This window comes from Vibrio sp. E150_018 (assembly GCF_053544035.1).
This window is the reverse complement of the sequence record NZ_JBHGNY010000012.1, coordinates 1-19,026: the sequence shown is the minus strand read 5'-3', so window position 1 is coordinate 19,026 and position 19,026 is coordinate 1. Positions and strand designations below refer to the sequence as shown.

Sequence of the window (19,026 nt, the reverse complement as noted above, 5' to 3'; positions counted from 1 at the left end):
ATTAAAGCTTCTTAATAAAGCGACTTTCTACATTTAGGTTAAACCCGCTATCGTCGCTGAGTATAAACTTAAACTTGATGATCGGCGAGCTTAACTCATCAGGGTTCACCGCTAGAGTGAGTGGTTTACTCACCAATTGACCAGCAGGAACTTGAATGGTTTGGCTGCCATACCATTTCACATCGGTTAACCCTTCCACATCAATATGATATTGCTGAGTTTGCTGGGTTTTGTTTAGGATTTTTAAGGTGTAGGTATTTTCTATCCAACCTTGATTATCCACTCGATACATTTGGTTGCGATCACGCAGCACACTCATATTAACCGGATCGACTGTTGTCACTTGACTGATAAACAGCCCTAGCATTAAGACGAGAGTAATTCCATAGCCAATTAATTTAGGACGCATGATTTTGGTTTTGTTGCCCGCCAGTTTATGTTCGGTGGTGTAACTGATTAAACCGCGAGGGTAGCCCATGCGATCCATTGTTTGATCACAAGCATCAATACAAGCGCCACAGTTGATACATTCATATTGTAAGCCGTCACGAATATCGATGCCGGTTGGGCACACTTGTACGCATAAGTTACAGTCGATGCAATCTCCTAAACCAGCGGGTTTTTCTGCTTTACGTGAGCGTGGACCTCTTTGTTCGCCGCGCTTGGCATCGTAGCCGACGATGTAGGTGTCTTTATCAAACATTGCCGATTGGAAGCGCGCATAAGGACACATGTGCAAACACATAATTGAGCGCATCCAGCCGGCGTTACCATAAGTGCAAGCAGCAAAGAACCATACCCAAAATGCAGGCCAAAAGCTTAATTCAAAGGTGGCAAATTCACTAAAGAGTTCACGGACGGGAATAAAGTAACCGACAAACACTAAACCAGTGATAATCGAAATAGCCCACCAAGCAATGTGCTTTATGGTTTTACGCAGCATAAGATTGGTTGTGTATTTACTATTATCTTGTTTGCGTCGTTTGTTAGCTGAGCCTTCTAGTTTTTCTTCTAACCAGATAAAAATAAAGGTCCATACAGTTTGTGGGCACAGGTAACCACACCATACTCGCCCTAAAAAGGTGGTGATAAAAAATAAACCAAAGGCTGCGATCACAAAAATGATGGCCAATAAGGTTAAATCTTGTGGAAAGAAAGTCGCGCCAAAGAAAACAAATTGCTGTTTGGGTAAATCAAATAAAATGGCTTGGTGACCTTGATAGGTGATCCAAGGTAGAAAGGCAAACAATACCATTAGGAACCATCCGCCATAACGCCGCATTTTTTGAAATGTCCCTTGGCTTTTTCTTACATATATTTTGCCATTAGCATCCCGGTTGGTGTTCGGGGTTATGACTTTGACATCAATTCTATCTTGGTTCATTGCAGCTCCCTTGGTCCGACATAAAGATACGTTGCCTTTATTTAGTTATGCGGAAATTATTGTGCCACAGTATATCTGATTGAATTGTGATGAGGTGTAATGAGGATCTAGCTTTGAGATTATTATCATTGAAAATGTACTAAAAAGCCAAGTATATACCCAAGTGACTTGGCTTTCCGGTCATCATTACTCAATAATACCACGTGCACGTAACAGTGCGGTTTTAAAGTCATCTTCTTGATCTTTTGCTAGGCCAGGAATCATTTCTTCTTTACCACTATTACGCATTTTGAGATGGTAGATCAGAACATCATCAGTAAGGTCTTCTAATTTGCCTTGATAGCCCGCTTCTTGACTAAGCTTAACGATGAACTCTAGTAGGTTTAGATCAGGATCTTTTTGCCATTCAGGGTGGAGTAGTTCAATTAATTCATTAACGCGATGGCATTTCATTTTTTCACCATAGATAAAGTAAGGACTATTGCAGTACGGTAGCAAATTATAAAAAAAGCGCAGCACCTAAATGATGCTGCGCTCTTGAGATATCGAGTTTTGAGCCACATTACTTTTGCTCTGGAGCTTCTACTGGCGCTTTGGCTGTTTTCGCTACAGGAACCGTAGCAAAACCGTGGCGGCGACGAGAAGCTGAACCGCGAGAAAATGAAGCTCGAACAGGAACAGGACGCATATAGTTATTGCCTATAAAAACGCACATCCGTGGCTATTGTTACCTGATCCAATCATTATGTATTTTGATTGTTTGTCCTAAATTTGACCAGTAATCGAATAATTTTTCGACTATGTAATAGTATAGTCATAAAGAATTGCTAAAGCGATATCCTTTTTATCGCTAAGTGAATAAATTGACAGGAATTTAAAAAAACGAGGAGCAGGTATGTCGTTTTTTAAGAAAACATTAGCGAGTTTAGGTATTGGTTCGGCGCGCGTCGATACGATCTTAAAGCAAGATGTGATCTATCCGGGGCAAACCGTGTCGGTTGATGTGCATGTTTATGGTGGGGCAACTGAGCAGTCGATCGATAATATTTATCTAAAACTGTGCTGTCGTTATCGTGCTGAGAGAATTAATCCTGAAGGGCGCAAAGTAGAAGGCAATAAAGTAGCGCAAACTTATGTGTTGGATAAGTGGTCTTTACCTGAAGCATTCGATATTAATCCACATCAAGATAAAGTGTTCTCGGTTGATTTACAGGTACCTTGGAACACCCCGATCACACTAGGGGACTCTAAGGTGTGGCTAGATACCACTTTAGATATTGCCTTAGCATCTGATCCTAAAGATACCGATATTTTAACCGTGCGCCCAGATCCATTGGAAGATGGTATTTTTTCTGCTTTAGAAGAAGCGGGACTGCGTATTCGCCAAGTTGAGTGTGAAGCAGTGAAGGGCTTTGATTTACCATTTGTGCAAGAGTTTGAGTTTGTGCCAGTCCATGGTGAATTTCATGGTCGTTGGCGTGAATTGGAAATTGTTACTTATCGGACTGAACATGAATTGAAGATCTGGTTTGAAGTGGATCGTCAAAAGAAAGGTATGGGCGGCATGCTATCAAGCTTCATTGGTAGTAATAAATTGAAGCGTGAATTGGTTTTGCAATATGATGAATCACCGCTTGAAGCGGGTAAGAAGGTGCTGGAGTTTTTAGAGCAAAGCACTTAATTGCAATTATGATTATTTTGGGCTTACACTTGTAAGCTCAATATGTCAAAATAGATACTTCATTGTGTGCTTTAGAGGGTAGGCCATGTCGTCTGCAGAATATACCGCTCGTGAAGAACTCGCCAACAGTATTAGCCATGGCCTAGGGGTAATATTGGGTGTCGTGGCTTTAGTGGTGTTGTTAATGAAGTCTTATGCCAACCATGCAGACACCATGACTTATGTCAGTATGGCAGTGTATGGTACGAGTGTGATAGTGCTGTTTTTAGCTTCCTCGTTATATCATTCAATTTCTTCCCCTAAAGCTAAGCGTTGGTTAAAAACCTTAGATCACAGCGCAATTTATTTATTAATCGCCGGAAGTTATACCCCATTTTTGTTGGTTGGTCTGCGTACTGATTTAGCGATTGGATTGATGATCGTAATTTGGTCGATCGCTCTTTTAGGCGTGATCATGAAGGTTTCATTTGTCTATCGCTTTAAGGCTTTTTCGCTGATTAGTTATTTGATTATGGGTTGGTTATCGCTGGTAGTGGTTTATCAATTGGCGACGCATTTAGATATTCGAGCCGTTATCTGGTTGGTCGCTGGCGGAGTGATTTATTCACTAGGAGTATTTTTCTACACCAACAAACGAATTCCTTATAACCATGCGATTTGGCATCTATTCGTACTTGGTGGCTGTATTTGTCACTTTATAAGTATTTATGGGTACGTGGATCCAGTAACAAGGTAGTTCAGTCGATTGAGGCTGTGTGCAATAGTTGCATGACAATAGCGATATGAGAATCCAGTAGCGATATAAGAATAAAAGTGACGAGCTGATTAGGCTTGCCATTTTTGTCCCTGTGAGATATGTAATACCAATCGCACTAGTTATATGATCATTCTTGCTTGTTAAAAGCCTCGATAACTGTGTTATACCTTTCGTTTATAAAGACGTTGATTGTAGAGCAACTACTTATCGAAAATTTATGTCTTGTTCTAATAGATAATGAATTGTATTGGTATAAAGTTAAGTGCGCCAAAAAGCAGGGAAGAAAATCACCAAGATAGTCAGAATTTCCAAACGACCCATTAACATGCCAAAGCTGAGTAACCATTTAGCCGCATCTGGCAGAGGCGCAAAGTTACCGGTTGGCCCAATAACACTGCCCATTCCTGGGCCAACATTGGCGACCGCGGTCATGGAAGCACTGATACTAGTAATAGGGTCTAAGCCCATAGCGCCTAATGCTCCCGCGATAAAAATTATCGTCAGAATAAAAGTTAATACAAAGGCAACCACTGAGCGGACGATGTCATCGTTCACTGGGCGTTGATTATAGCGCTGGACAAATACCCCGGATGGATGAATTAATCGCATTATCTGTTTATTGAGCAGAGTGGCGGCTATTTGAAAGCGGAAAATTTTGATACCACCAGATGTGGAGCCCGAACAGGCCCCGACTAACATTAAGAAAGCAAAGATGACTGATGGCAATCCACCCCAAGCGGTAAAGTCATCTAAGCCAAATCCGGTGGTAGTTAAGACTGAAATAATATTGAAGGTTGAAATTCGAATCGCATCTAAAAATGAATAATGGTTACGGAAGGTCATCCATAACGCAACCAACAAACTAGTGGTCACCACTAAATAAAAGAAGCCGCGTACCTGAGCATCAAGGAATAGTGCTTTGGGGGTTCTTTTGCGCAGAGCGGTGACAAACAATAAGAAGGGCAAACCGCCTAAGAACATGAACAGAGAACCTATCCAATGCGCGCCATTCGAAAAGTGATTCATTGAACGATCGCTGGTGGAATAACCGCCTGTTGAAAGGGTAGTAAAAGCATGGTTAATTGCATCAAATAATCCCATACCAGTGTATAGATAGCCAAGAATACATAAAAAGGTTAGCGTGATATAAACCACCACAATGTTCTTTGCGACATTTTTGGCTCTCGGGCTACTTTTATCGGACCAATCAGAAGATTCGGTTTGGAACAGTCTCATCCCCCCAACGTTTAGCATAGGTAGAATTGCTACCGCCATGACTATAAAGCCAACGCCACCAATCCATTGTAGGGTAGAGCGCCACAGTAGAATGCTGGGTGACATATTATCTAAGCCACTTAATACCGTAGAGCCTGTGGTTGTGATGCCTGACATGGTTTCAAAGTAAGCATCAGTAAAGCTGATATGGTTTATAAAAACAAAGGGTAGAGCAGCAAAACAGCTTGAGACACTCCAGACTAAGGTGGTGATCAAGAACATATCACGCACCCCGAGACGGAAGTTTTTGGTACGCCCAAGTGACAGAAAAACAAACGCGGCAAAGTGGGTAATTAATAAAGATTGACCAAATTCAATAAAACCGTCGGTACCGGTAAAAAATGCCATCAGAGTTGGTACGTACATAAATAGTGCGATTTTTGATAACACTAATCCGAGTACGAACGATATGGGACGATAGTTAACCATGCGACTCTCTTACTCTTATAAAAAGAATGGGCTTGGTTGGAATAAGCGTTCTACATCCGGCACATATTTTTTATCGACTAGGAACATCACAACGTGGTCATCTTGTTCGATAATCGTTCTATCGTGAGCGATCAGTACTTCTTCACCACGGACAATTGCGCCAATGGTCGTGCCTGGTGGTAGTTTAATATCGCCAATTGCTTTACCGACTACTTTTGAGGTGGATTCATCACCATGAGCGATTGCTTCAATCGCTTCTGCAGCACCGCGGCGTAATGATGATACGTTAACAATATCGGCGCGACGAACGTGAGTCAGTAGTGCTGAAATCGTCGCTTGTTGTGGAGAAATTGCCACATCAATAGCACCGCCTTGTACCAAATCAACGTAAGCACTGCGTTGGATTAATACCATCACTTTTTTGGCACCGAGACGCTTGGCTAACATCGCAGACATGATGTTGGTTTCATCTTCGTTGGTTAGCGCGATAAATACGTCAACTTGGTCGATATTCTCTTCATTGAGCAGTTCTTGGTCTGCGGCATCACCACAGAATACGATAGTGTTTTCTAACTCTTCAGATAACTGTTCTGCGCGTTGGTAACTACGTTCAATCAATTTAACGCTGTAGTCTTTTTCAAGGCATTTAGCGAGGCTTGAACCGATATTACCACCACCGACGATCATGATACGGCGGTAAGTTTTTTCAAGGCGCTGTAGTTCACTCATTACTGCACGAATATGGTTACTTGCCGCGACGAAGAATACTTCATCATCGGCTTCAATAATGGTAGTACCTTGTGGGCGAATTGGGCGTCCTTGGCGGAAAATTGCAGCTACACGAGTATCAATGTGAGGCATATGTTCACGTAATGTCGATAACGCATTACCCACCAGCGGGCCGCCATAGTAGGCTTTTACTGCCACTAGGCTGACTTTTTTCTCGGCAAAGCTCACCACTTGCAGTGCGCCAGGGTAATGAATCAGGCGTTCAATATAGCTGGTAACCAATTCTTCTGGGGCAATCAGGTGATCGACAGGAATGGCACCGGATTGAAACAGGGCATCTTTTTCGGCTAAGTATTCTGGTGAACGAATGCGGGCAATTCGGCTTGGAGTGTTAAATAAGGTAAACGCCACTTGGCAAGCGGCCATATTGGTTTCATCTGAATTGGTCACTGCCACCAACATATCAGCATCTTGTGCGCCGGCTTCACGAAGGGTATCAGGGTGGCTGGCATAACCATTGACCACACGTAAATCATATTTATCTTGTAGCTCTCTGAGTCGATCAGTATTGCGGTCAATAACGGTAATATCGTTGTTTTCACCCACTAGGTTTTCCGCTAGTGTGCCGCCAACTTGTCCTGCACCAAGAATAATGATTTTCATAATATTTAGTGAACCTTGAGTTAACCTTGCAAAGTGGTGAGGGATTGTCACCACAATATTGAGTTGATGTGCTTCGGGAATGAAGTCACAGTCTCAACAATTTTTTATTTATATTATGCAGTCTTACGTAAGACCGCGTAATAGAATCCATCCATATTTTCTTCACCAGGAAGAATTTGGCGACCCGGATTGTCTCGCTCTGAACCCACTAATTCGACATTGTTAGTGCGGCTCAAGAAGGCGCTAACTTGTTGGACGTTTTCTTGTGGTGTTATGGAGCATGTTGCATATACTAAAGTACCGTTTGGCTTAAGTTGACGCCACATTGCATCGAGTATTTCGCTTTGTAGTTCGGCTAATGCTTCAATATCACTACCACGACGTAGCCATTTAATATCAGGATGGCGACGGATCACACCGGTAGCAGAACATGGTGCATCTAATAAAATGCGATCAAACTTCTCACCGTTCCACCATTCTTCTGGGTAACGGGCATCACCACAAATCACTTCCGCCTGAAGCTGTAAACGCTCTAGGTTTTCATGCACACGTTTTAAGCGGTTGTCATCGCAATCAATCGCGACGACTTCTGTGTTGGCAGTGTGTTCTAAAATATGCGCAGTTTTACCACCCGGCGCGGCGCAGCAATCTAAAATCAATTCGCCATCTTGCGGCGTTAAGTAGTCAACGGATAACTGAGCAGCAGCATCTTGCACTGATACCCAACCGAGATCGAAGCCCGGTAGTGTCATCACATCACAAGGTGACAGCAAACGTAGTGCATCTTGTGCTTGTGGGTGAATGTCCGCTTCGATGTCGTCTCGCTTTAGTAATTCTAGATACTGATCACGAGTGTGATGTTGGCGATTGACTCGCAACCACATTGGCGCTTTGCTGTTATTGGCTTCAACAATTTTTTGCCATTGTTCTGGGTAGGCTTGCTGTAATAATTTTAATAACCAGCTTGGATGCGCATATTTACCCGCATTGTGGCTAATTGCATGCGTATCGAGTTGCTCTTGATTGCGTTGGTAGTTACGTAGTACCGCATTAATCAAACCACGTAAACGCGGGCCTTTTAATGCTTGAGCACCTTCTACCGTTTCACCAACAGCGGCGTGTGGTGGAATGCGCATAAAGCTTAATTGATAAATACCAATCAAAATTAAATGATGAAAAACGCGTTGTTTGCCTTTCAGCGGTTTATCCATGAGTTCGTTAACGATGGATTCTAGGCGTGGAAGATAACGCAATGCACCGTAGCACATCTCTTGTAATAGCGCGTGATCTCTTGGGCGAATACTTTGCTGTGCAGTAGGAAGCGCAGAAGAGAGCGAATAACCTTGGTCTACAACTTCAAATAATACTTTTGCAGCAGCGGCACGAACGTTCATGATGTTTTCTCTTGTCGATAACTTACAAGTCGCAAGTTAGATAAATCAGTTACATGGATAAAATAAACAAGGCACATCGCTGCGCCTTGCTTGGTTGGTTATCGTCGTTTAGCGAGCGATTAACCTAAAATATTGCCGACTTCAAACCACTGGCTGCGAGCATTCAAAATGTCTTGTACCGACAATGCTTTTTTACCTGGGATTTGTAGTTGTTCAAGTACTAGGGTGTCTTTACCTGTCGCCACATAGATGCCAGTTTTATCCGCGCGAATAATTTGCCCTACCGGATGGTCTGCTTGTTGCGGCTCGACTCGTGACTGCCATACTTTGATGTTATGTTGCTGGTCATTATTATCGGCAATACTAAAGAAGCTCATCGGCCATGGATTAAAGGCACGAACGCAGCGTTCAATATGCTCGGCGTCATCTGCCCAATTTATCTTGGCTTCTTCTTTGCTGAGCTTTTTGGCGTAATTGGCGTAGTCATCATTTTGTTTTTGCGGGAAGATTTGCCCTTGGCTGATATCTTCTACGCATTCAATCAAGGCTTTCGGGCCAAGCTGCGCCAGTTTTTCATACATAGAGGCACTGGTATCTGTGCTTTCAATTGGCATGGTGGCAATTTTCAACATGTCACCGGTATCTAGGCCAATATCCATTTGCATGATGGTGACACCAGTTTCTGCATCACCAGCCCAAATGGCACGCTGAATCGGTGCTGCGCCACGCCAACGAGGTAGAATTGAGCCGTGTACGTTAATGCAGCCTAAGCGCGGAGTATCCAGAACGTCTTGTGGTAATAACAAACCATAAGCGACAACGATCATCAGATCGGCATTCAATTCTTTGAGTTGCTGTTTCGCCTCATCAGATTTGAAGTTTTCAGGTTGGAATACAGGGATATCGTGCTCTAGTGCTAATTGCTTCACCGGACTCGCGGTGAGTTTTTTTCCACGACCAGCAGGGCGGTCTGGTTGAGTATAAGCGGCGACGATTTGATATTCAGATGCAGAAGCTTTTTGTGCAGAAAGTAACGCCGCCAAGTGACGGGCGGCGAAATCTGGCGTACCTGCGAAGACAATGCGTAAAGACTGGCTCAAGGTAACCTCATTAATGATTGGGGTAATTATTGTTTCTTCTCATTAAAGCGTTTGATTTTTTCAAGCTTATCTTTAATGCGTTTACGCTTTAATGGTGAAAGATAATCAACAAACAATTTGCCCATTAAGTGGTCAAGCTCATGTTGCACACAAATGGCTAATAAATCATCCGCTTCAAATGTGAACTCTTCACCGTCGCGATTTAATGCTTTTACTGTGACTTCCGCTGCGCGAGGTACTAATGCACGAGCGCCGGGAACCGAAAGGCAACCTTCTTCAATGCCATCTTCGCCACGTTTTTCGATGATTTCTGGATTAATCAGCACGATTGGCTGATCACGCTCATCAGAAACATCAATGACTACGATACGCTGGTGGATATCTACTTGGGTTGCCGCAAGACCGATACCTTCTTCGTCGTACATGGTTTCAATCATGTCATCAACGATCTTTTGAATTTCAGGAGTCACCTTTTCAACCGGTTTTGCTACCGTGCGAAGGCGATCATCTGGGAATGTTAATACTTGTAATACAGACATATACACTCTAAATATTGAACTGTGCCGAAAACAGCTTAAACCTAATTGCTCCAATTCTAGACATTTTACAAGGCAAATGACAGCATCCAATCACATTAAGCGACAAAATATCGACCAAGGAATCCAGGTCATGCCTAAAGTTACACAATTTATAGTGAAGTTATTCGTCTTTTTTGTGGTGAGTTTTTCAGTGATTGCCGCCACTCAATCGACTCCGCCTTTAGTCCTAAAAGAGAGCGCGCCAAACACCTATGTGGTGAAAAAGGGCGATACACTGTGGGATATATCCGCGTTATTTCTTAATAGTCCGTGGTTATGGCCGCGTTTATGGCAGGTGAACCCTGACATTGACAACCCGCATTTAATTTACCCAGGCGATAAGCTGACGTTGACTTGGCAAAATGGCCAGCCTTTGTTGAGCTTAAAGCCAATGAAAAAAATCAGACCGCAGGTGCGTAAGAGTCATAAACAAGCAATTTCTACTTTATCGGACGGGTTAATCTCACCATATTTAAAGTCGGATCAGTTATTGACTGACCAACAACTTGAAGAAGCCTTGCGAGTACTGGGCACCAGTGAAGGGCGTAAATTCTTAAGTCGCAATGAGCGCATTTATATTGACGGTAAAGTGACTCATCCTGATTGGGCAATCTATCGTTTAATCGATAAATATCAACGTAGTGGCGATGATGTGGATGCTATCGCTTATTCATTACGTTTAGTCGCCAAAGCGCAATTAAAAGAATCGAATGATAAAGCCAGTGCGTTACAGGTCGTTAGTCAACAGCAAGAGATTTTGCAAAATGATATTGTATTACCAGTGATTGGTGATGACTTAACCTTATCGACGATATTTCAACCTCGTCCAGCTCCGGTTGGTTTGGTCGCCAATATTAAAGGTTCAATAGAAGATCATCACTTTATGGCAGCTAACCAGGTGGTGGTGATCGATCGTGGTACTGATGACGGCTTAACTCAAGGTAGTAGTTTTAATTTAGCTAAGCAAGGTGCGGTGGTTTATGGCAGTAAAGGTGATTACCGCTATGAAAAAGAAATCGGTGTTAATGGCTTTAGTTCTGCAGATTTACCGCCGGTTTCAATTGGTCAAATGGTGGTGATTCGTCCTTATGCTAAATTCAGCTTAGCTTTCATCACTCAGAGCTTAGAGCCGGTTGGCGTCAATTCTCTGGCGGTGTCTCCACTAACCGAGCAACCGGTGATTGAAGGCGTTGATGCGCAAGCGAATCATACAGCGGTACCACAGGCTGATAACGCTTCTTAATGGTGCAAATTTTTATTATAGAAACGTTTGATTATGGAACCGCTTGCAAATGAATGATGCTCAACTGGCGGCTTGGTTAACGCTGAGTTTTACCCCAAAACTGGGTGGAGTGGCGCTGGCCCGCCTGATGAGCGTCGACGCTCCACAAAACTTGGTTGGCTACTCGGCACAGCAGTGGCAAAAGTTAGGGCTGAAAGCTAACCAGATTGACTATATTCAACACAAAGCCGAGCCAGAGGTCGAGCGATGCTTACACTGGCTCGCACAATCTTCACAGCATCATATTCTAACGCCATTAGATGAAAACTATCCTCATCTATTAAGTCAAATGTCCTCGCATCCTCCGGTATTGTTTATCAAAGGGGAATTAGCGGCGGTTAATTCCGCGCAATTTTCTATGGTCGGTAGCCGTCACGCAAGCTTGGATGGTTTGAAGGCATCGAAAGAATTTGCTTATCAATTGGCTCAAAATGGTCTCACCATTACCAGTGGTTTAGCGTTAGGGGTAGATGGTCATGCCCATGATGGTGCTTTATTGGCACAAGGGACGACCGTAGCAGTGTTAGGCTCTGGTGTCGATCAGATCTACCCTTCACGACATAAAGGCTTAGCAGAACGAATTTTACAGCAAGGTGGTGCTTTGGTCTCTGAGTTAAGGCCGGATGCAAAACCTCGCGCGGAAAACTTTCCTCGTCGCAATCGAATTATTAGCGGTTTATCGCAAGGTGTGTTGGTTGTAGAAGCGGCAGAGCGTAGTGGCTCGCTAATTACCGCACGTTATGCACTAGAGCAAAATCGAGACGTGTTTGCTTTGCCAGGTTCAATCTATCAGCCGGGGTTTGCCGGAACTAACCAGTTATTAAAGCAAGGGGCGATTCTAGCGTTGAGCCCACAAGATATTTTGGATGAATTAAATCCGGCGTTATCTCGGTCTTCTTATGTATATCAACCGGTACAAACTCAGCTAAACTTAACACAACAGGCGACGTCGGAAATAACAGTTAATCACTCCCAACCATTGCCATTTCCCCAACTGTTAGCTAACGTAGGAAATGATCCAACACCAGTTGATATTTTGTCTCAGCGTACCCATATCCCGGTACACGAAGTAATGATGCAAATATTAGAGCTTGAGTTAGCTGGACATGTTATTTCTGTTCCTGGAGGTTATATTCTTAATAGTGGGAATAAACCAAGATAAAGTGTTGCCGCGGAGGGTAAAGCTATGATGGACATTCTTATGTACCTGTTTGAAACCTATATTCATAGCGATGCAGACCTCATGATTGATCAAGACGAACTTGAAGATGAGTTACTGCGGGCAGGCTTTCACCAACAAGAAATTTATAAAGCATTAAACTGGCTCGAAGGGTTAGCTGCCTTACAACAAGGTGAACGCCTCGATATGGCGACTGGCTCGGCTAGTTCGACGCGTATTTTTACCCAAGAAGAAATGCTGCGCTTAGATGTGTCTTGTCGTGGTTTTTTATTATTCCTTGAACAAGTCCAAGTACTGACTACAGAAACTCGCGAAATGGTGATTGACCGTGTGATGGGCTTAGAAACCCAAGAGTTTAGTTTGGACGATCTTAAGTGGGTGATCTTGATGGTACTGTTTAATGTACCGGGCAATGAAAATGCTTACACTCAAATGGAAGAGTTACTCTACTCGACTGAACAAGGTTTAGTACATTAATTTGCGTGCTGCTAATGAATAACAAAATCGACCAACAATTATTTTCCGCCCATGAACATGCGTTAGAGCATGAGTCTTGCCCTAAGTGTGGTGAAGAACACCAAGGCAAATTGCAATTACGACATGGTAAGCACGGGCCATTTTTGGGTTGTGTGCGTTATCCTGAGTGTGATTTTATTCGACCACTTCATCAAAACGATGGCCATATCATAAAAGAACTGGGTGTACCTTGTCCTGAGTGTGGTGGTAATGAGTTACCGGGAGAGTTGGTGTTAAGGCAAGGGCGCTATGGCATGTTTATTGGTTGTAGTCGCTTTCCTGAGTGTCATCATATTGAATCTTCCACTCCGCAACCTGAACAAGCGTCAGAATTGAACCTAACTTGTCCTGAGTGTAAAACGGGTAAATTAGTTGAACGTCAATCTCGCTTTGGAAAGAGCTTTTATGCTTGTGATGCTTATCCAAAGTGTAAATTTTCAATCAATTCACTACCGCTTGAAGGTGAGTGCCAACAGTGTGGCTTTCCCTTGTTAATCGAAAAACGTTTAGCTAATGGTATTAAAATTCAGTGTGCTGATCGTAAGTGCCAGCATACTCAAAGCTAGATAGTTAAAGCTTGTTTAGTTTTTATATAACATATCTTTAACATAAGAAGACCCGCCCCCACTCATTTGTCTGATGCGGGTCTTTTTTGTAGTCGTATTTAAAGCTTAGCGACTCGGTCTTTCAGCTCCGGAAACGCGGCTGGATCTAATACTGAGACCAATTGGGTTAGGGCTTGTTTCATTTCTTGGTGAGAGTCAGCACCAACATTAATGTGCCCCATCTTACGGCCTGGGCGCTGCTCTTTTCCATACCAGTGAATATGACATTGCGGCATCGAAAGAACAGACTCTGGCAGACTATCTTGCCCGAGAATATTGACCATTGCGGTATGACGAATTGCTTGAGTGCTTCCTAGTGGTAAATTGCACACGGCGCGTAAATGGTTTTCAAATTGACAAACTTCAGCCCCTTGTTGCGTCCAGTGACCTGAGTTATGTACTCGTGGCGCGATTTCGTTGACCAGCAATTTGCCTTGGACATCGAAAAATTCAATCGCCAATACACCTACGTAGTCGAGTTGATCAGCAATCGCCGTAAACATTTCAGCGGCTTGAGATTGTAATTCTGGATCATCAATGGCGACCGATAGGCTCAATACACCATTAACATGAACATTTTCAGCAAGAGGGTAGATCGCGACTTCACCGTTTGCACGGCGAGCACCGACTAGCGACACCTCTCTTTCAAAAGGCACAAATTCTTCCGCTACCACCGCTTGATGAGGTGTCGCTTCGATAGCCGCCGAGACTTTTTTCCAGATCTGATCGACTTGCTTCGCATCGGTTAAGCGCCATTGTCCTTTTCCATCGTAACCACCTAGTGCTGTTTTCAGCACCATCGGAATGCCGACAAATTCAATCGCTGCATCAAGATCTGCACGTTTCTCAATAATCGCATATTTGGCATTAGCCGCTTTCGCATTATCAAGTAGTTGCTTTTCGATACGGCGATCACCACCAGCTTTGATGGCTTGGGTTGTGGGTAGAAACTTACCGCTTTTTTCACAAATATCGAGCACTGAATGCGAGATGTGTTCAAACTCAGCGGTAATCACATCTGCAGAAGCAATCGCATTATTTATCCCATGACCAATGACATTTTGGGTCAGAGGATGAACAATTTGCTCACTACCGACATCAAATGCTGAGATGTTGATGTTTAATGGTGCACCGGCTAAAGACATCATTCGTGCCAATTGGCCTGCACCTAGTACTAAAACGTGTTTGTTTGCCATGAATATTAATCCTCAGCTGGATTCGGATTTGCCAGTACGGTATCAGTTTGCTCTTTACGGAAGGCTTCTACTTGAGCCATTACACTTTCATTATGAGTACCGATAATTTGCGCCGCTAGAATACCTGCATTGGCGGCACCCGCTTCACCAATCGCGAGAGTACCTACTGCAATCCCTTTAGGCATTTGGACAATTGAGTATAGTGAATCAACGCCAGATAGCGCACGAGATTGAACCGGTACACCAAGTACTGGAAGACTTGTGTAAGCCGCGGTCATTCCTGGGAGGTGAGCCGCGCCACCTGCGCCAGCAATAATCACTTTAATGCCTCGTTCTTTTGCGCTTTCTGCGTATTCAGCTAATAGGTGAGGAGTTCGGTGAGCCGATACTACTTTTGTTTCGTACGGTACATTAAAACGGTCCAGCATTTCTGCGGCAAGTTTCATGGTTGGCCAATCAGATTTTGAACCCATAATGATTCCAACAGTCATCGAACACTCCTTAACGACTCAAGCTATTAATACAATAATTGTCGCCATTATACTGTGAAATCGCGACAAGGAAAACGTTTGCGTCAGCTTGTTTCTATATTCTGATCTGAATAAATGACATTGAGATGAAAAAATTTTAGTCATCGGCGATAAGGTTTTATACACTGGCGCTATTACCGTTTGTACAGGGAAGAAAATTATAGTGAATAATTTTGAATTTGTTGTTGAGTCTTTGCAACAAGGAGAAGTCATCGCTTATCCAACCGAAGGTGTATTTGGGGTCGGTTGTGATCCTGATAATATATCTGCCATCGACAAGTTGTTAGCGTTAAAGAAGCGCCCGGTAGATAAAGGATTGATTTTGATTGCGGCTAATTATCAACAGCTATTGCCTTACATTGATGACTCTCAGTTAACTGATGAACAACTGCAAGCGGTGCAGTCTACTTGGCCTGGCCCTGTGACTTGGGTAATGCCAGCTAAAGTGGGGATTTCATCTCATCTCACTGGACAGTTTAATTCAATTGCGGTTCGTGTGACAGATCATCCTTTAGTACAACAACTCTGTTTAGCTTTTGGTAAGCCAATTACTTCAACTAGTGCTAACTTGACTGGGTTAGAGCCTTGTCGCACTACGGAAGAGGTTGAGTGTCAACTCGGTGATAAGCTGGTGGCGATTCTACAAGGGCAAGTGGGCGGAAGAACTCAGCCAACAGAAATTCGTGATGCCAAAACATCGAACGTATTAAGACAAGGTTAGCTTTTAAACAAGGCTAATATTAAATAAGAGAAGTAGGTTGATGGTTAATAGTACTCAACAAGTTGATAAACACGCGGTCAAAATCTTTTTGATGAGCTTACAAGATTCGATTTGTGCTCAATTGGAAGCGGTCGATGGCAACCAATTTATTGAAGACGCTTGGCAAAGAGAGCTGGGCGGTGGTGGCCGTAGCCGGGTGATTCGAGATGGTCAAGTGTTTGAGCAAGGCGGAGTCAATTTTTCTCATGTGTTTGGTGATAAGATGCCAGCTTCGGCAACCGCTCATCGACCGGAATTGGCGGGCCGTCAGTTTGAAGCGATGGGCGTGTCATTAGTTATCCATCCTAAAAACCCTTATATTCCGACCTCTCATGCGAATGTTCGCTTTTTCATTGCCGAGAAAGAAGGTGAAGCACCGATTTGGTGGTTTGGTGGAGGGTTTGATTTAACGCCGTTCTACCCTTTTGAGGAAGATTGCCAGCATTGGCATGATACTGCCAAAGCGATTTGTGCGCCATTTGGTGATGATGTCTACGATGAGCATAAAGCTTGGTGTGACAAATACTTCTTCTTGCCTCATCGTAATGAAACTCGTGGTGTCGGAGGATTATTCTTTGATGACTTAAATCAATGGGATTTTTCGGTCTGTTTTGATTATATGAAATCAGTGGGTGAAGGGTTTACGCAAGCCTATTTACCCATAGTGAATAAAAGACAAGACCATCAATATGGCGAACGTGAACGTCAGTTCCAGCTATATCGCCGTGGTCGTTATGTTGAATTCAACCTAGTTTATGACCGAGGTACTTTATTTGGCCTACAAAGTGGTGGGCGTACTGAGTCTATTCTCATGTCAATGCCACCGTTGGCGCGTTGGGAATATGATTATTCTCCGGAAAATGATTCAGCAGAAGCCAACTTATATCAAAACTATTTACAGCCACGAGAATGGTAGCGGTTATTTACTCTTTAAGGGCAAGGAAAGGGCCTATTCATGCAAACACTCGATCAATACGCGGTATTCGGTAATCCGATAAAACACAGTAAATCACCTTTTATTCATACTTTGTTTGCTCGTCAAACTAATCAAGCAATGGAATATGGCATTGTTGAAGCGCCTGTTGATAGTTTTAAGCAAGCCGCTCGTGAGTTTTTTGCTGCAGATGGTAAAGGTTGCAATGTTACCGCACCGTTTAAGTTAGATGCCTATCAATTTGCTGATCGCTTAACAGAAAGGGCAGAGTTAGCACAAGCGGTGAATACATTAAAGAAGCTTGATGATGGTTTGATTATTGGTGATAACACTGATGGTGAAGGTTTAGTTCAGGATTTACTGCAAAATCACGCCCAACTTAAAGGGGCGAGAATTTTACTGCTTGGTGCCGGCGGTGCGGCTCGCGGGGTATTAAAACCATTACTTGATCAGCAACCGCAACATATCGTGATAACCAATCGTACTTTAAGTAAAGCTGAAGAGTTAGCAGAAACCTTCATGCCTTATGGCTCTATCTCGGCACAGTCGATGCAAAGTATTGATTCTGGCTTTGATATTATCATTAATTCTACTTCAGCGGGGCTGACTGGTGGTCTACCAGATATCAGCACCGCGATCTTCATGTCACATAGTGTCAGTTATGATATGAGCTACGGGGCCGGTAAAACACATTTTACGGATTGGGCAAAACAGAACGGTGTATCTCATGCCTTTGATGGTTTGGGAATGTTAGTCGGACAAGCGGCTGAAAGCTTTATGTTATGGCGTGGATTACGTCCGAGTGTACGTCAGGTGATGAGAGAGATACGCCGTAATTTAGAGAGTTAAAGAAATAGAGTGCTAAATAATGAACCAAAATATCCTTTTTTCGGATCGCTGTGAGTGGGACGATAAGCGTCAGACGGTTGTTTTCCAAGCTCAACAAGCTGGACAGCTTATAGATTGTATCGCTTCTCTAGGCTTATTATCTCAATTAGATGATACAAAGGTGAGCAAAGAAAATGCATTAATGGCTTTTGAGCGTGTTCGTTTCGATCTTGAAGATTTAGCAGAAGAAGCAATAGAGGACGAGAAATTTAGCCCAACAGGTGAAATCGTATTGGGCTAATTGTATGATGACTATTTTACTTCGGTCAGGTAGTCATTTTTATTAATCACATAATTATCGGCAGACTTAAATAAAAATGCTGCTTCTTCATCTTTAAGTGGTCTGGCTTGTTTTACTGGGCTGCCCACATATAGGTAACCACTTTCTAAACGCTTACCGGGTGGAACTAAACTACCGGCTCCGATCATGACGTCGGAATCAATAATCGCACCATCTAAAATGATAGCACCCATGCCAACCAATACTCTGTCATGAATCGTACAGCCGTGTAACATGACTTTATGACCTATAGTGACATCGTTACCAATTATAAGAGGAAAGCCGTCTGGATTATCTACGCTCTTATGGGTGACATGTAAAACAGACCCATCTTGGATATTAGTTCGTTCGCCAATGTGGATATGATTCACATCCCCACGAGCCGCCACTAATGGCCAAATACTAGAATCATTACCAATTTGTATTTCTCCTATTAAAATTGATGACTCATCTATATATACATTTTCCCCAATGAGAGGGGATATACCTTTATAGCTACGAATATGGTTCATTTTTACTCCTTATCTTGTTTAATTATGGCGAAATACCACAAGCAAACTACATAAAATGGCCCTTTTTGATTCAAAAATAACCAAACGATCAAAAAAAGCAAAAAAACATAAAAAACCCCTTGCTAATGTGAGTCAGGTCTCTATAATGCGCCCTCACTGACACGGAGCACGCAGCCTAGCTGCAGCAACGAGTCAGAGGTCAAAACCTTATCAAAAAGGTTAGCGAAAAAAGTTTAAAAAAGTGTTTGACACGAGCTTTTAAATCGCTAAAATGGCCGCCCTGTTCAACGAGACGCACTAAGCGATTTCAATAAGAACAACGCTCTTTAACAATTTAAACCTATCAATCTGTG

Annotated in this window: 21 protein-coding genes; 10 read left to right on the top strand and 11 right to left on the bottom strand. The window is 43.1% G+C overall.

Features of this window, described 5'->3' with window-relative positions; genetic code table 11:
- Position 1: 1 nt before the first annotated feature.
- The 3 genes from ccoG to ACE3G9_RS12035 form a co-directional block, all read right to left on the bottom strand.
- The gene (ccoG, locus tag ACE3G9_RS12045; protein ID WP_449219253.1) at positions 2-1,384 is read right to left on the bottom strand and encodes a cytochrome c oxidase accessory protein CcoG; all 1,383 of its coding nucleotides are present in this window, start codon (positions 1,382-1,384) and stop codon (positions 2-4) included.
- A gap of 186 nt (positions 1,385-1,570) precedes the next feature.
- Complete coding sequence (locus tag ACE3G9_RS12040) at positions 1,571-1,837, bottom strand: YihD family protein (protein WP_027695038.1); 267 nt, start codon at positions 1,835-1,837, stop codon at positions 1,571-1,573.
- A 109-nt stretch (positions 1,838-1,946) separates the two neighbouring features.
- Positions 1,947-2,072, bottom strand: a complete 126-nt coding sequence (locus ACE3G9_RS12035) for a hypothetical protein (RefSeq protein ID WP_417881401.1) — start codon at positions 2,070-2,072, stop codon at positions 1,947-1,949.
- Positions 2,073-2,279: 207 nt separating this feature from the next.
- On the opposite strand from ACE3G9_RS12035, the gene ACE3G9_RS12030 reads away from it, so the two are divergent.
- Together ACE3G9_RS12030 and trhA are read left to right on the top strand one after the other, a co-directional pair.
- Positions 2,280-3,065 (top strand): sporulation protein, encoded by a 786-nt coding sequence (locus ACE3G9_RS12030; protein WP_449219252.1) that lies wholly within the window; start codon positions 2,280-2,282, stop codon positions 3,063-3,065.
- Between the two features lie 85 nt (positions 3,066-3,150).
- Entirely contained in the window at positions 3,151-3,801 is a 651-nt protein-coding gene (gene trhA, locus ACE3G9_RS12025) for a PAQR family membrane homeostasis protein TrhA (protein ID WP_417881403.1), read from the top strand.
- Positions 3,802-4,080: 279 nt separating this feature from the next.
- On the opposite strand, the gene ACE3G9_RS12020 is transcribed toward trhA, so the two are convergent.
- The 5 genes from ACE3G9_RS12020 to def form a co-directional block, all read right to left on the bottom strand.
- Complete coding sequence (locus ACE3G9_RS12020) at positions 4,081-5,526, bottom strand: TrkH family potassium uptake protein (protein ID WP_417881404.1); 1,446 nt, start codon at positions 5,524-5,526, stop codon at positions 4,081-4,083.
- Between the two features lie 15 nt (positions 5,527-5,541).
- The gene (trkA, locus tag ACE3G9_RS12015; RefSeq protein ID WP_417881418.1) at positions 5,542-6,963 is read right to left on the bottom strand and encodes a Trk system potassium transporter TrkA; all 1,422 of its coding nucleotides are present in this window, start codon (positions 6,961-6,963) and stop codon (positions 5,542-5,544) included.
- A gap of 68 nt (positions 6,964-7,031) precedes the next feature.
- On the bottom strand, positions 7,032-8,312 hold the full coding sequence (rsmB, locus tag ACE3G9_RS12010) for a 16S rRNA (cytosine(967)-C(5))-methyltransferase RsmB (protein WP_449219251.1): 1,281 nt from the start codon (positions 8,310-8,312) through the stop codon (positions 7,032-7,034).
- Positions 8,313-8,431: 119 nt separating this feature from the next.
- On the bottom strand, positions 8,432-9,412 hold the full coding sequence (gene fmt, locus ACE3G9_RS12005) for a methionyl-tRNA formyltransferase (protein ID WP_449219250.1): 981 nt from the start codon (positions 9,410-9,412) through the stop codon (positions 8,432-8,434).
- A gap of 26 nt (positions 9,413-9,438) precedes the next feature.
- Positions 9,439-9,951, bottom strand: a complete 513-nt coding sequence (gene def / locus ACE3G9_RS12000; protein WP_417881407.1) for a peptide deformylase — start codon at positions 9,949-9,951, stop codon at positions 9,439-9,441.
- Positions 9,952-10,081: 130 nt separating this feature from the next.
- Here def and ACE3G9_RS11995 point away from each other — a divergent pair, with 130 nt between their 5' ends.
- The 4 genes from ACE3G9_RS11995 to ACE3G9_RS11980 are packed head-to-tail and all read left to right on the top strand — an operon-like array spanning position 10,082 to position 13,534.
- On the top strand, positions 10,082-11,233 hold the full coding sequence (locus tag ACE3G9_RS11995; RefSeq protein WP_449219249.1) for a LysM peptidoglycan-binding domain-containing protein: 1,152 nt from the start codon (positions 10,082-10,084) through the stop codon (positions 11,231-11,233).
- Between the two features lie 49 nt (positions 11,234-11,282).
- Positions 11,283-12,434 carry a DNA-processing protein DprA gene (gene dprA / locus ACE3G9_RS11990; protein ID WP_417881409.1) on the top strand — a complete coding sequence of 384 codons (1,152 nt, stop codon included), beginning with the start codon at positions 11,283-11,285 and terminating at the stop codon, positions 12,432-12,434.
- 24 nt (positions 12,435-12,458) lie between these two features.
- Positions 12,459-12,929, top strand: a complete 471-nt coding sequence (locus tag ACE3G9_RS11985) for a DUF494 family protein (RefSeq protein ID WP_027695029.1) — start codon at positions 12,459-12,461, stop codon at positions 12,927-12,929.
- 14 nt (positions 12,930-12,943) lie between these two features.
- Entirely contained in the window at positions 12,944-13,534 is a 591-nt protein-coding gene (locus ACE3G9_RS11980) for a DNA topoisomerase family protein (RefSeq protein WP_449219248.1), read from the top strand.
- Between the two features lie 98 nt (positions 13,535-13,632).
- Here ACE3G9_RS11980 and ACE3G9_RS11975 read toward each other — a convergent pair whose 3' ends face one another.
- Both ACE3G9_RS11975 and purE read right to left on the bottom strand, forming a co-directional pair.
- On the bottom strand, positions 13,633-14,769 hold the full coding sequence (locus tag ACE3G9_RS11975; protein WP_417881411.1) for a 5-(carboxyamino)imidazole ribonucleotide synthase: 1,137 nt from the start codon (positions 14,767-14,769) through the stop codon (positions 13,633-13,635).
- 5 nt (positions 14,770-14,774) lie between these two features.
- Complete coding sequence (gene purE / locus ACE3G9_RS11970; RefSeq protein ID WP_417881412.1) at positions 14,775-15,260, bottom strand: 5-(carboxyamino)imidazole ribonucleotide mutase; 486 nt, start codon at positions 15,258-15,260, stop codon at positions 14,775-14,777.
- Positions 15,261-15,462: 202 nt separating this feature from the next.
- Here purE and ACE3G9_RS11965 point away from each other — a divergent pair, with 202 nt between their 5' ends.
- The 4 genes from ACE3G9_RS11965 to ACE3G9_RS11950 are packed head-to-tail and all read left to right on the top strand — an operon-like array spanning position 15,463 to position 18,122.
- Positions 15,463-16,020, top strand: coding sequence for a Sua5/YciO/YrdC/YwlC family protein (locus tag ACE3G9_RS11965; RefSeq protein WP_417881413.1), 558 nt, complete (start codon positions 15,463-15,465; stop codon positions 16,018-16,020).
- Between the two features lie 40 nt (positions 16,021-16,060).
- Complete coding sequence (gene hemF, locus ACE3G9_RS11960) at positions 16,061-16,975, top strand: oxygen-dependent coproporphyrinogen oxidase (protein ID WP_417881414.1); 915 nt, start codon at positions 16,061-16,063, stop codon at positions 16,973-16,975.
- A 39-nt stretch (positions 16,976-17,014) separates the two neighbouring features.
- Positions 17,015-17,842: a shikimate dehydrogenase gene (gene aroE, locus ACE3G9_RS11955; RefSeq protein WP_449219247.1), complete on the top strand. Its 828-nt coding sequence runs from the start codon at positions 17,015-17,017 to the stop codon at positions 17,840-17,842.
- A 19-nt stretch (positions 17,843-17,861) separates the two neighbouring features.
- Positions 17,862-18,122, top strand: a complete 261-nt coding sequence (locus ACE3G9_RS11950; RefSeq protein ID WP_417881416.1) for a DUF1488 family protein — start codon at positions 17,862-17,864, stop codon at positions 18,120-18,122.
- A gap of 11 nt (positions 18,123-18,133) precedes the next feature.
- Here ACE3G9_RS11950 and ACE3G9_RS11945 read toward each other — a convergent pair whose 3' ends face one another.
- Positions 18,134-18,673 (bottom strand): gamma carbonic anhydrase family protein, encoded by a 540-nt coding sequence (locus ACE3G9_RS11945; RefSeq protein WP_417881417.1) that lies wholly within the window; start codon positions 18,671-18,673, stop codon positions 18,134-18,136.
- Positions 18,674-19,026 lie beyond the last annotated feature (353 nt).

Coding starts and splice junctions, on each gene's coding strand:
- ccoG (WP_449219253.1), bottom strand. CDS start 1,384: ATGAACCAAGATAGAATTGATGTCAAAGTCATAACCCCGAACACCAAC.
- ACE3G9_RS12030 (WP_449219252.1), top strand. CDS start 2,280: ATGTCGTTTTTTAAGAAAACATTAGCGAGTTTAGGTATTGGTTCGGCG.
- ACE3G9_RS11950 (WP_417881416.1), top strand. CDS start 17,862: ATGAACCAAAATATCCTTTTTTCGGATCGCTGTGAGTGGGACGATAAG.
- ACE3G9_RS12040 (WP_027695038.1), bottom strand. CDS start 1,837: ATGAAATGCCATCGCGTTAATGAATTAATTGAACTACTCCACCCTGAA.
- def (WP_417881407.1), bottom strand. CDS start 9,951: ATGTCTGTATTACAAGTATTAACATTCCCAGATGATCGCCTTCGCACG.
- dprA (WP_417881409.1), top strand. CDS start 11,283: ATGAATGATGCTCAACTGGCGGCTTGGTTAACGCTGAGTTTTACCCCA.
- ACE3G9_RS11945 (WP_417881417.1), bottom strand. CDS start 18,673: ATGAACCATATTCGTAGCTATAAAGGTATATCCCCTCTCATTGGGGAA.
- ACE3G9_RS12035 (WP_417881401.1), bottom strand. CDS start 2,072: ATGCGTCCTGTTCCTGTTCGAGCTTCATTTTCTCGCGGTTCAGCTTCT.
- hemF (WP_417881414.1), top strand. CDS start 16,061: ATGGTTAATAGTACTCAACAAGTTGATAAACACGCGGTCAAAATCTTT.
- aroE (WP_449219247.1), top strand. CDS start 17,015: ATGCAAACACTCGATCAATACGCGGTATTCGGTAATCCGATAAAACAC.
- rsmB (WP_449219251.1), bottom strand. CDS start 8,312: ATGAACGTTCGTGCCGCTGCTGCAAAAGTATTATTTGAAGTTGTAGAC.
- ACE3G9_RS11985 (WP_027695029.1), top strand. CDS start 12,459: ATGATGGACATTCTTATGTACCTGTTTGAAACCTATATTCATAGCGAT.
- ACE3G9_RS11995 (WP_449219249.1), top strand. CDS start 10,082: ATGCCTAAAGTTACACAATTTATAGTGAAGTTATTCGTCTTTTTTGTG.
- trhA (WP_417881403.1), top strand. CDS start 3,151: ATGTCGTCTGCAGAATATACCGCTCGTGAAGAACTCGCCAACAGTATT.
- ACE3G9_RS11975 (WP_417881411.1), bottom strand. CDS start 14,769: ATGGCAAACAAACACGTTTTAGTACTAGGTGCAGGCCAATTGGCACGA.
- ACE3G9_RS11980 (WP_449219248.1), top strand. CDS start 12,944: ATGAATAACAAAATCGACCAACAATTATTTTCCGCCCATGAACATGCG.
- ACE3G9_RS12020 (WP_417881404.1), bottom strand. CDS start 5,526: ATGGTTAACTATCGTCCCATATCGTTCGTACTCGGATTAGTGTTATCA.
- purE (WP_417881412.1), bottom strand. CDS start 15,260: ATGACTGTTGGAATCATTATGGGTTCAAAATCTGATTGGCCAACCATG.